Source organism: Kitasatospora sp. NPDC056138 (assembly GCF_042264695.1).
GTDB lineage: Bacteria > Actinomycetota > Actinomycetes > Streptomycetales > Streptomycetaceae > Kitasatospora.
Window position 1 is genome coordinate 147,916 of record NZ_JBHJVK010000010.1, and the last position, 10,598, is coordinate 158,513.

Consider the following 10,598-nt stretch of genomic DNA (forward strand, 5'->3'; position numbering starts at 1 on the left):
TCCGGATCGCGCTCCGGGGTGCCGAAGATCGTGGCGTCCTGTCACCAATCTGGTTCTTCACCACTTCCGGAGGACTCATGCGCACCTCGATCGCCAGGATTGCCGCTGTCGCGGCCATGGCCGGTATCGCTCTCATCGGCGGGGCCGGCGTGGCCTCCGCCCACCACGACGGCATGCACCCGCAGGGTTCCCTCGCCGTCGGCGGTGACGCGGCCTTCACGGGCACCGGCGCCGGTGTTGCGCTCGCCGTCGGCGGCGACGCCAATTCGTCGGGCGGCGCCGCGCTCGCGGTCGGCGGCGACGCGACCAGCAGCTGACCACAGGGGTCGGCGGCTCGGCCAAGGGGCCGGCCGGGTGCTCAACGGGCGCACCCGGCCGGCCCTCGACCTGTCGGCCGCCGACCGGAGGGGAACCGCTCGGGGCCATGGCCGCCGCTGCTGCCACCGGTGCCACAGCTGTCCTGGCGTCGTCGAGAGACCGTCGGAAGCCGTCGGAAGCCGTCGGAGACGGCCCGGGGGAGCCGGAACGGCCGGTGCCGGACAGCGGCGGCAGCAGCAGTCGGAGGCGGCCGGGGGCAACCGGAGGCCTTGGGAGTCAGCCGAGTTGGATCGAGCGCTTGGCGAGACCCATCCAGAAACCGTCGATGACGCTGCGCTGCGAGCCGAGGTCGGCCTCCCCGGCACCGAGGGTGACGAAGAGCGGTGCGAAGTGCTCGGTACGCGGGTGGGCCAGCTTCCCGGCCGGGGCCTTGCGTTCGAAGTCGAGCAGTGCGTCGAGGTCCTGGGCCGCCAGCGCGCGGCGTCCCCAGTCGTCGAACTCGGCCATCACGGAGGGCACCCGGCCGTCGGGGCTGATCGCCCGCAGGTTGTGGGTGAAGAAGCCGCTGCCGACGATCAGTACGCCCTGGTCGCGCAGCGGGGCCAGCCGACGGCCGATCTCCAGCAGCCGCTGCGGGTCGAGCGTCGGCATCGAGACCTGGAGCACCGGGATGTCGGCCGCCGGGAACATCTCCACCAGCGGCACGTACGCGCCGTGGTCGAGGCCCCGGTCGGGGATGTCCTGGACGGGAGTGCCGGGGGAGCGCAGCAGCTTGCGCACGCTCTCGGCGAGTTCCGGTGCGCCTGGCGCGGCGTACTGGACCCGGTAGTAGTGCTCGGGGAACCCCCAGAAGTCGTAGACCAGCGGGACGGTGGTGGTCGCGCCGAGGGCGAGCGGAGCCTCCTCCCAGTGTGCGGAGATCATCAGGATCGCCGTGGGCCTGGGCAGGTCGGCGGACCAGGCGGCCAGCTCGCCGGGCCAGATCGGGTCGTCGGCCAGGGGCGGTGCGCCGTGCGAGAGGTAGAGGGCGGGCATGCGCGCGGGGGTGGCAGTGCTCATGGTCGGCTTCGGCTTCCAGCTATTAGTTCAAATTTGAACCTTGGGTTTTCGACGGTACACCTTCGTTCGAATTTGAACAACAGGGTAGGATGTCGTCATGGACGAACCCCGTTGGCTCGACGAGCAGGAGATGGCGGCCTGGCGGGGCTTCGTCGTCGCGAGCAACCTGATCGCCCGCCGCCTGGAGCACCAGCTCAAGGAGAACGCCGGACTCTCCCACACGCAGTACGAGATCCTGGTGCAGCTCTCCGCCGCGCCTGACGGTTCACTGCGGATGACCGACCTCGCCGATCGGCTGGTCACCTCGAAGAGCGGCCTGACCTACCAGGTCACCCAGATGGAGAAGGCCGGCATGGTCCGCCGCCGCTCCTGTGCCAGCGACGTGCGCGGGGTCTTCGCCGAGCTGACCGAGGAGGGCTGGCGGGTACTGCGGGCGGCCGCTCCGGGGCACGTGGCCATGGTCCGCGAGGTGCTGATCGACGTACTCGACCGGGAGCAGCTGGCGGTGCTGGGGGAGAGCCTCGGGGAGGTCGGCGCGCGGCTGCGCGCGGCCGAGCGCGGGGGCGTCGAACGCTGACGCCCCGCGGCGCCCTTCCCCGGGGCGGGCGGGGTGTCAGCGGGCGGGTGGTGCGCAGAGGAGGGCGGCGCGCAGGTCGATGCGGTCCTCCAGTCGGGCCAGACTGCGTCCGGTGAGCTCCTCGATCCGGCGGATGCGGTAGTGGACGGTGTTGACGTGGAGGTGGAGGGCCTCGGCGGTCCGCGCCCAGGAGCCGTCGTGGTCGAGGAAGGTGTTCAGGGTGCCGAGCAGCGAGACGCTGTTCTCCCGGTCGTGCTCGACGACCGGGGCCAGCAGCCTGCGGTGGAACGCGGTGGTGACCTCGACCGGGATGCCCCGCAACAGATCGGCCAGTGAGCCGAGTTCGACGCTGCTGCCGACCGCGGCCGCGCTGTTGCGGACATCAGTGTCCGTACCGCTGGTGCGGTTGGTCGCCGCCCCGGCGTCCTGCGCGTACGCGGCCTGGACCAGTGCCCCGCGCAGCTGCTCACCGGTCGGGGCGGTGGCGGGGCCGACCCCGGCGCGGAGCCACCGGCGGCCGGTCAGCCTGCTCTGAAGCGCGGGCCAGGCGCTGCGCAGTCCGGCCGTGACTGCTGCGGCCGGGGCGGCGACCAGGCCGACGGCGCCGCCGCGGCCGTCGGTGCCGGCCGCGAAGGGTGCGCCGATCCGGTGCAGCGCCTCCGCGAGCGCGGACACCGCCCAGGCCGCGGCCCACGGCTCCGCCGTGCCGCCGTCCAGCCGTACGGTGACCGGTACGAGTGCGGCGCCGGGGGGCAGGCCACAGGCGGCGAGGGTGTCCAGCAGCTCGGGCTCCGGGCCGTCCTGGGCCACCAACTCGGCTGCCCGCGCCGCCGTCTGGCGCTGTGCGGCGGCGGTGGCCCGCACTCGGGTCGCGAGCGGCGTGAGCAACTCGGCGAGACCGGGCAGCAGCCCGGCTGCCCACGGCTCCGGGACGGTGTGCGGCTGCAACAGCCAGCCGTCGAACGGCGAGTCGTCCTGCGGCCCGATCGGCACGGACCCACGTGCAGCCCCGCCGCCGGTCGTCGAGGAGGCGATCACCCGCCCGCTCGCCGTGACCACCGAGCAGTCCGGCAGCCCGAGCCGGGCGACCGCACGGGCCAGCACCTCGTCCAGCCGGGTCCCGGTGTGCAGCAGGCCGAGCAGTTCGCGCCGGGCGGCCTCGGGGATCGCGGCGACGCCGTGCGAACGGGTCTGGAGATCGCCCCACAGGCGCAGGTAGACCCGGTCGGTGACGGCGCGGAAGCTGGTGCCGGGCGGCACCGACAGCAGCGGGATGCCATGGGTGCGGCAGGCTTCGACCAGGCTCTTTGGCACGGAGCCGTGGGTGCCCTCGCCCGCCAGCAGGGCGGCCACCCCGGCGCTGCGCAGCGAGGTGGCGAAGCGCAGTGCGGCCGTGGTCTGGTCGGGCCGCCACCAGACCAGGCCGCTCAGCACCAGTTCGCCGGGCTGGAGGTAGCGGGCGGGGTCCTGCAGGTCGGTGGAGGTCACGCCGGTGACCTGGCGGCCCAGTAGGTCGGACGTTCCCCAGGCCAGCCCGATGTGCAGGTCGTCCAACTCCAGCAGGTCCCCGACGATCATGTCTCGCTCCTTGCGCTCCGCGCCGTTCCTGCCTCTGGCTTCAGCAAGGGCAAGGTGCGCACAGGCATCGTAAATGCAAGACGAAAGCCCGTAATCCCCTCTTGTCTGATCAACCGAACGAGACCGCCCGGCTCGGTGTCCGACACCAGTCGTCCGCCCAATTGCGCTGCGGCTCCGATCGGTTCGCGGGCACCGGGGGCCGGAGTCGGCGGCGGGAGAACCGTGGATCCGGCCATTGTGGCAGATGCAGGGAATGTAGCCGTTCATCCATTGCATCTGCTGCTGAAAATGTGTGTTCAGTCGGGTATCCGAGAATGGCCATCGGTGTGCTCGGGTACCACCCTTCCGGGCCGCAGGGTGCGACCCGGAGGGGACCGCCGATGAGAACCACGCAGTCCGTGGGCGCAGCACCCGCCACCGCGACGGTCAGGTTCCACGGGCGGCTCGACCAGCCCGTCGAGCTGACCGTGGAACAGCTCCGCACCCTGCCGGTGCACCGGGTCGAGGCGAGCTTCGACTGCCTCAGCAGCGGCCTGCAGCACCACACCTTCGAGGGGCCCAGGCTCTGGGACGTGCTGCGCGCGGCCAAGCCCCGGGTCGACCTCACCGGCCGCAAGCAGCGGCTGCGTCATCTGATCGCACTGACCGGGGCCGACGGCCACTGCGTGGTGCTCTCCTGGGCCGAGATCGACCCGGAGTTCGGCGGGCAGCAGATCCTGCTCGCCACCAGCATCGACGGGACCCCGCTGGACGGGGCGGGCCCGCAGCTGGTCGTCCCCGCCGACGCCTCCGGCGCGCGCTACATCAGCGGCATCACGGCGGTGTGGCTCGGTGCGGTGGGTGACTGAGGGGGCGCGTCAGACCGTCGGCGGGGGAGCCCGGCGGCCCTGCCGTGCAGGCGTCAACCGGTCCGGAGCGGTAGCGTTTTGAGGCCGGTCAGATCCGGTGAGGGCAGGAAGACCGGCGGGTTGTCCGGATCCGTGCGCAGCACCGGGAAGCGGTCCAGCAGGATGTTCAGCGCGATCCGGCCCTCCAGCCGGGCCAGCGGCGCGCCCAGGCAGAAGTGGATGCCGCGCCCGAAGCCGAGGTGCGGGTTGGGGTCGCGGGTGGGGTCGAAGGCCTCGGGGTCGGCGAACTGGCGCCGGTCCCGGTTCGCCGCCGCGATCCGCACCGCGATGACCTCGTCCGCCGGAATCCGCTGTCCGGCGATCTCGACCTCGGTGGTGGTGAGCCGGAAGGTGGTCGCGAACGGGGTCAGCAGGCGCAGCGACTCCTCGATCGCGCCCGGTACCGTCGAGCGGTCGGCGCGCACCCGCGCCGCCTGCTCGGGGTGGGTGTCCAGGCACAGCACCGTGTTGCCGAGCAGCATGGTGGTGGTGATGTGCCCGGCGGTCAGCAGGAGGTTCGCGAAGTTCGCCACCTCCGGGTCGCTCAGCCGCTCGCCGTCGACCTCCGCCTGGACGAGCTGGGTCAGCAGGTCCTCGCGCGGCTTCCGCCTGCGCTCGTCGGCGTGCGCGCGGAGGTAGTCGAGCATCACCTGTGCCTGCGCCATCCGCTTGCGCAGCAGGGCCTGCTGCTCTTCGCCCTGGTCGACCAGCGAGAACTGGTCCTGGTTGTCGAACAGTTGGTCCACCCACTTCCGGAACAGCGGGCGGTCACTGCTCGGTACGCCCAGCAGCTCCGCGATGACGATCACCGGCAGCGGGTACGCCAGGTCGGTCACCAGCTCGAACCGGTCCCGGTCGGCGACCTCGTCCAGCAGTTCGCGGGTGAGGGCGCTGATCCGCGGTTCGAGGCCGGCCACGATCTTCGGGGTGAACGCGTGGCTGACCAGCTTGCGCAGCTTGGCGTGGTCCGGCGGATCCAGCTGCACCAGGTTGCCGGCCGTGACCGCCTCCTCGGCGTCGGGGACGAACCGGCGGACCGTGTGGGAGGAGTACGTCTTCGGGTCACCGAGGATGTCGAGCGCCTCCGGATAGCCGTAGACGTTCCAGAAGCCGAGTTTCTCGTCGTACCGGACCGGGTGCTCCGGCTGCCGTCCGCGCAGCCAGAACTGCTGCGGGTGGCTGCCCCAGGCGTCGACGGGCATGGTCATCGGTGTTCCCCTTCCAGGTGATCGGTGGCCCGGGCGGGTGGTGGCCCGGGTGGTCGTGTTCCGGGGGGTGGTGCCGAGAGTGCGGTCGGCCGGATCAGGCGTGGCGGACCAGGATGTCGCCGTAGCCGGTGCGAGCGCGCACCTCGACGGTCTCGTCGGACTCCGCGGGCCCGGCGAAGGAGCCCAGGCGGCTGTGCAGCGTCCCGTGGTTGGAGTGCACGTCCAGCCAGGCGGCGGTGCCCCGGCGGATGCCGATCTCCAACTCGCCGTACGCACTCTCCAGTTCGACCGAGCCGCGTGCCACCTCGCCGATCCGGATGTCGCCGTTGGCGGTCCTGGCGACGACGACCGCGAGCGCCCGGTCGACGGATATGCCGCCGTTGGCCGCCTTCAGCCGCAGGCCACCGGTGACCTCGCCGATCTCGGTGTCGCCGTTGCCGTTCTTGATCACCGCCGTGCCGTCGATCCCACCGATCCGCACGGCGCCCGACCCGGTGGTGACCTCGGCGGGGCCCGTCGCCCGCTCCACGGTGACGTCGCCGTAGGCGGTGGTCAGTTGCAGCGCGCCGGCCTGGTCGAGCTCGATGTCGCCGTACGAGGTCCTGAACCCGCACTCGCCGAGCCGGCCCCGGCAGCGGAAGTCCGCCATGGCCGCGGTGCCGTGCACGCGGGAGCCGGCGGGCAGCTCGACCATGATGTCGACCGACCCGCCCCGACCGAACAGGGAACGCTGCTTCGGTGCTCTGACCTGCAGCTCTCCATCGGAGTAGGTGACCTGGGTCTGCTCTGCGGCCCGTACGTCGGACTCTCTGCGGTCATTGCTCGGACGTACCTCGACCACGGTGTCGACGCGCTTGCCGCCGGTGATCCGGACCGAGCCGAGGTCGAGTCGGATCGTGGCGGAGATCGGTTCGGGAGTGTCGAAAAATGGCATGGCGGTCCCGTCGTGATGGCTCTGCTGGGTGTCCCCGCTGGCGGGACGGGTGGGTCTCCCCGCTGGTGGGGCCGGTGAGGGGAGGGGGTGCCGGATGCCGGGTCAGCGCACCCAGCCGGTGTAGCTCTGGCCGCTCCAGCGGCTGCTCCGATTGCTCGGCCGGCCGGTGTCCGCGGGCTCCAGGGCGGCACCGACGGCCCGGACGAGCCAGGAGTTGACCGAGAGCCCCTCCCGGCCGGCGGCCTCCTCGGCCCGGAGCTTGAGGTGTGCGGGCAGGCGGAGGTTGATCCGCGCCGTCCCGCCCTCCTCGCCCTCCGGCGCTGCCACCGGAAAGAGCGGCCGGCCGGCGCCCGGCACGGCCTCGGACCACTCCGGCGCCGCGCCCTCGAACGGCTCTCGGGTCGGTGAGGGCGTCACGACGAAGTCCGGGTCGAGCCCGCGCAGGCGGACGTCGACCGAGCCCGGCGCGAGGTCGCGGGTGATCTCCGCCGCGGCGGCGGAGAGCGCGTCCAGCAGGGTGAGCCGGGCCGCCGCCTCCAGCGGGGCGGTGAGTCGCTCGGCAAGTGCGCGGGTCTCCTCGCCGCCGGCCTCGGCGGCGACCGCGAGCTGCTGTCGGAGGCTGTCGACGTACGGCGCGAGGTCCATGACGCCATGGTGGCACCACTCTGACGCCGCATCAAGTGTCTTTCCGGCGAAGGGTGGTGTCACGGATCGGGGTGGGGCGGGGCAGGGTGGGGGAGTGTCGCGGGGGGGGGGGGCGGCGGGGGGGGGGGCGGGGGGCCGGGCGCCGGGTCCTGGGCGGGCCGGATCAGGCGGCGGCGAGCGACACTTCGGTGGCCTTGATCAGGGCGACGACCGGGGTGCCGGCCTTGAGGCCGAGCTCGGTGGCCGCGTCGGCGGTGATCGCCGCGGTCAGCTCGCCGCCCGCGACCGCGACCTTGACGCCGGCCATCGCGCCGCCGGTGGCCACCTCGGAGACGGTTCCCGGGAGTTGGTTGCGGATGCTCAGTCCGCTGACCGGGCCGGTGGCGAGGGCGACCTCGGTGGCCTTCACCAGGGCGCGGACCTCGCTGCCCGTGCCGAGGCCGAGGTCCCGTACGGCGTCCAGGGTGACGGCGGCGGTGAGCTCCTGCCCGCCCGTCAGGCTGACCTTGACGCTGGCCATGACCTCGCCGGTGGCGATGGCGGTGACCGTGCCGGGGAGCTGGTTGCGGATGCTCAGGCTCATCAGATGACCTCGATTTCGTATCACGGAAACTGAATTCCACTTGACGGTCGATACCCTACTGCGGATGTTTCCCCAGTTCGGACGCCCTTTGCAGGTGCCAGGACAACGCCCCGGCCGCTCCCGCACCTGCTGCCTCAGGACAGCTCCGCCGCCCGGACGCAGAGCACGTCCGGCAGGTGTGAGGTGAGCAGCGCCCAGCTGTCGCCCTCGTCCGCACTGCCGTAGACCTCGCCGTTGCGGTTGCCGAAGTACACCCCGGCCGGTTCTCCGTCGTCGGTGCAGAGCGCGTCGCGCAGCACCACGCCGTAGTGGTCCTCCGCCGGCAGGCCGTCGGAGAGCGGATGCCAGCTCGCGCCCGCGTCCCGGGTGCGGAAGACGCGGCAGCGGCGGGCGGCCGGGAGCCGGGCGTAGTCCGCGTCGAGCGGGAAGAGGTACGCGGTGCCGGACTTCCGGGGGTGGGCGGCGACGCCGAAGCCGAAGGTGGCGGGCAGGTCCGAGCCGACGTCCTGCCAGTGGCCGCCGCCGTCGTCGCTGCGGTAGACCCCGCCGTGGTTCTGGAGGTACAGCCGGTCGCGGTCCACCGGGTCGGCCGCGACCTTGTGCACGCACTGGCCGAACTCCGGGTACTCGTTCGGCAGGAAGGCGGCCCGGATGCCGTTGTTGGCGGCGTGCCAGTTCCGCCCGCCGTCCGACGTGCGGTACACCCCGCCGGTGGAGACCGCGACCGTCAGCGCGTCCGCGTCACGCGGATCGGTGACGATGGTGTGCAGTCCCTGTCCGCCGAACCCGGCGGCCCAGTCCTTGCGGTGCGGGTGCGACCAGAGCGGCACGTCCAGGGCGAAGCTCTCGCCGCCGTCCTCCGAGCGGAACAGGGCCGCCGGCTGGGTCCCCGCGTACACCACGCCGGGGGCCTCGGCGCCGGCGGGCTGCAACTGCCAGACCCGCTCCAGCGAGGTCCCGGTGTGCCCGGGGAAGCGCACGGCCGGGCGCGGCGGTTCCTGCCAGCTCGCCCCGAGGTCGTCGGACCACCAGACGGACGGGCCCCAGTGGCTGCTGTCCGCCCCCGCCAGCAGCCGGACCCGGCCCTCGCGCCGGTCGATCCCGATCGAGTAGACCGCGTTCATCGGGAAGTGCGGGCCGGTGAACTCCCACCTCGCCCGGTCGGGGCTGCGCCCCAGGAAGAGTCCCTTCTGCGTGCCGACGGCCAACAGTGTCTCGCTCATGACGCAACCACCCGGGCGAAGAGGTAAGGCCCCCGCCCGCCAGTCTGCTCCCGCCGACGCCGACCGTGCACGTCATCGGCCCCGGCGCGCCGCGACCCGCGCCGATGGGCCCCGACTCCCGCCGGCGGGCCGCGACGGGCGTGGGGGCGAGCAGCTGTGCGGGGTGCCGCGCGGGCGCGACCGGTGCCCCGCGCGGTCCCCCGGGGCCGCTATGCGCTGTCGCGGCAGGTCTCCAGCAGGCGCAGCCAGATCTCGCTGATGGTGGGGAACGCCGGGACGGCGTGCCAGAGCCGGTCGATCGGGACCTCGCCGACCACCGCCACCGTGGCGGAGTGCAGGAGTTCGGCCACCGCAGGGCCGACGAAGGTCGCGCCGACGATCACCTGGCGGTCGAGGTCGAGCACGAGCCGGGCCCGGCCCCGGTAGTCGTCGGCGTACAGCGCGGCGCCGGAGACGTCGCCGAGTTCGAAGTCGACGGCCCTGACCCGCAGGCCCGCCCGCTCGGCCGCGCCGAGGCTCAGTCCGACCGCTGCCGCCTCCGGCTCGGTGAAGACCACCTGCGGCGGCCCCGCGCTGTCGGCGGTGGCGGCGTAGGCGCCCCAGCGGGCGGTGGTGTCGGGCTGCTCGCCCCGGGCGCGGGCGGCGATCGCGGCGCCGGCGATCCGCGCCTGGTACTTGCCCTGGTGGGTGAGCAGATTGCGGTGGTTGACGTCGCCGACGGCGTACAGCCAGCCGCCGTCCACCTCCGTGACCAGGCAACCGTCGTCCACCGTCAGCCAGTTGCCGGGGGACAGGCCGATGCTCTCCAGGCCGATGTCGTCGGTGCGCGGTGCCCGCCCGGTGGCGTAGAGCACCTGGTCCACCGTCAACTGCCCGCCGTCGGCGGCGTCACCGTCACCGCTGCTCAGGGTGAGCATCACCGGACCGTCACGGTGCAGCGCGGTCACTGCGGTGTGGAACCGCACGTCCACGCCGGCCTCCCGCAGGCCCTCGGCGACCAGCTCACCGGCGAAGGGCTCCATCCGCTGCAGCAGCGCTCCGCCGCGCACCAGCAGGGTGACCTCCGAGCCCAGCGAGCGCCAGGCGGCCGCCATCTCGACGGCGACCACCCCGCCGCCGACCACCGCCAGCCGGGGCGGTACCGAGGCGGAGCTGGTGGCGTCCCGGCTGGTCCAGGGGTGGGCCTCGGCGAGTCCGGGGACGTGCGGTAGGGCGGGACGGCTGCCGGTGCACACGGCGACGGCGTGCCGGGCGGTCAACAGCCTTTCGCCGTCGACCAGTACGGCCCGGTCGCCGGCCAGCCGGCCGTGTCCGCGCACCAGGTCGATCCCGGCCGAGCGGAGCCACTCGACCTGGCCGTCGTCGTGCCAGTGCGAGGTGAACTCGTCGCGGCGGGCCAGCACGGCGGCCGTGTCCAGGCGGCCCTCGGCAGCCTGCTTGGCGCCGGGCAGGGCGCGCACGTGGGCCAGCGCCGAGCCCGGCCGCAGCAGCGCCTTGCTCGGGATGCAGGCCCAGTAGGAGCACTCGCCGCCGATCAGCTGGCTCTCCACGATGACGGTGCTCAGCCCGGCGGCGCGGGTCCGGTC

General features: G+C 73.2%; 11 protein-coding genes. 3 read left to right on the top strand and 8 right to left on the bottom strand.

Going from position 1 to position 10,598, the window contains the following annotated elements:
* The first annotated feature begins 77 nt into the window (after positions 1 to 77).
* Positions 78 to 317: a hypothetical protein gene (locus tag ACFC1R_RS10155; RefSeq protein WP_375935681.1), complete on the top strand. Its 240-nt coding sequence runs from the start codon at positions 78 to 80 to the stop codon at positions 315 to 317.
* Between the two features lie 277 nt (positions 318 to 594).
* On the opposite strand, the gene ACFC1R_RS10160 is transcribed toward ACFC1R_RS10155, so the two are convergent.
* Positions 595 to 1,377, bottom strand: coding sequence for a dioxygenase (locus ACFC1R_RS10160; RefSeq protein WP_375935684.1), 783 nt, complete (start codon positions 1,375 to 1,377; stop codon positions 595 to 597).
* A gap of 97 nt (positions 1,378 to 1,474) precedes the next feature.
* Between ACFC1R_RS10160 and ACFC1R_RS10165 the strand changes: the two genes are divergently transcribed.
* Positions 1,475 to 1,954, top strand: coding sequence for a MarR family winged helix-turn-helix transcriptional regulator (locus ACFC1R_RS10165; protein WP_375935687.1), 480 nt, complete (start codon positions 1,475 to 1,477; stop codon positions 1,952 to 1,954).
* 36 nt (positions 1,955 to 1,990) lie between these two features.
* On the opposite strand, the gene ACFC1R_RS10170 is transcribed toward ACFC1R_RS10165, so the two are convergent.
* Positions 1,991 to 3,532 (bottom strand): PucR family transcriptional regulator, encoded by a 1,542-nt coding sequence (locus ACFC1R_RS10170; RefSeq protein ID WP_375935690.1) that lies wholly within the window; start codon positions 3,530 to 3,532, stop codon positions 1,991 to 1,993.
* Positions 3,533 to 3,912: 380 nt separating this feature from the next.
* Here ACFC1R_RS10170 and ACFC1R_RS10175 point away from each other — a divergent pair, with 380 nt between their 5' ends.
* Positions 3,913 to 4,380: a molybdopterin-dependent oxidoreductase gene (locus ACFC1R_RS10175; protein ID WP_375935693.1), complete on the top strand. Its 468-nt coding sequence runs from the start codon at positions 3,913 to 3,915 to the stop codon at positions 4,378 to 4,380.
* Between the two features lie 53 nt (positions 4,381 to 4,433).
* On the opposite strand, the gene ACFC1R_RS10180 is transcribed toward ACFC1R_RS10175, so the two are convergent.
* The 6 genes from ACFC1R_RS10180 to ACFC1R_RS10205 form a co-directional block, all read right to left on the bottom strand.
* On the bottom strand, positions 4,434 to 5,627 hold the full coding sequence (locus tag ACFC1R_RS10180) for a cytochrome P450 (protein WP_375935696.1): 1,194 nt from the start codon (positions 5,625 to 5,627) through the stop codon (positions 4,434 to 4,436).
* Between the two features lie 94 nt (positions 5,628 to 5,721).
* Entirely contained in the window at positions 5,722 to 6,561 is an 840-nt protein-coding gene (locus tag ACFC1R_RS10185; protein WP_375935699.1) for a DUF4097 domain-containing protein, read from the bottom strand.
* 102 nt (positions 6,562 to 6,663) lie between these two features.
* Entirely contained in the window at positions 6,664 to 7,206 is a 543-nt protein-coding gene (locus ACFC1R_RS10190) for a hypothetical protein (RefSeq protein WP_375935702.1), read from the bottom strand.
* Between the two features lie 163 nt (positions 7,207 to 7,369).
* A complete protein-coding gene (locus ACFC1R_RS10195) occupies positions 7,370 to 7,789 on the bottom strand; it encodes a molybdopterin-binding protein (protein WP_375935705.1) in 420 nt (139 codons plus the stop codon).
* Positions 7,790 to 7,923: 134 nt separating this feature from the next.
* Positions 7,924 to 9,012, bottom strand: coding sequence for a WD40/YVTN/BNR-like repeat-containing protein (locus ACFC1R_RS10200; protein ID WP_375935708.1), 1,089 nt, complete (start codon positions 9,010 to 9,012; stop codon positions 7,924 to 7,926).
* Between the two features lie 209 nt (positions 9,013 to 9,221).
* On the bottom strand, positions 9,222 to 10,598 hold a 1,377-nt coding region (locus ACFC1R_RS10205), incomplete at its 5' end, for a dihydrolipoyl dehydrogenase family protein (RefSeq protein WP_375935711.1).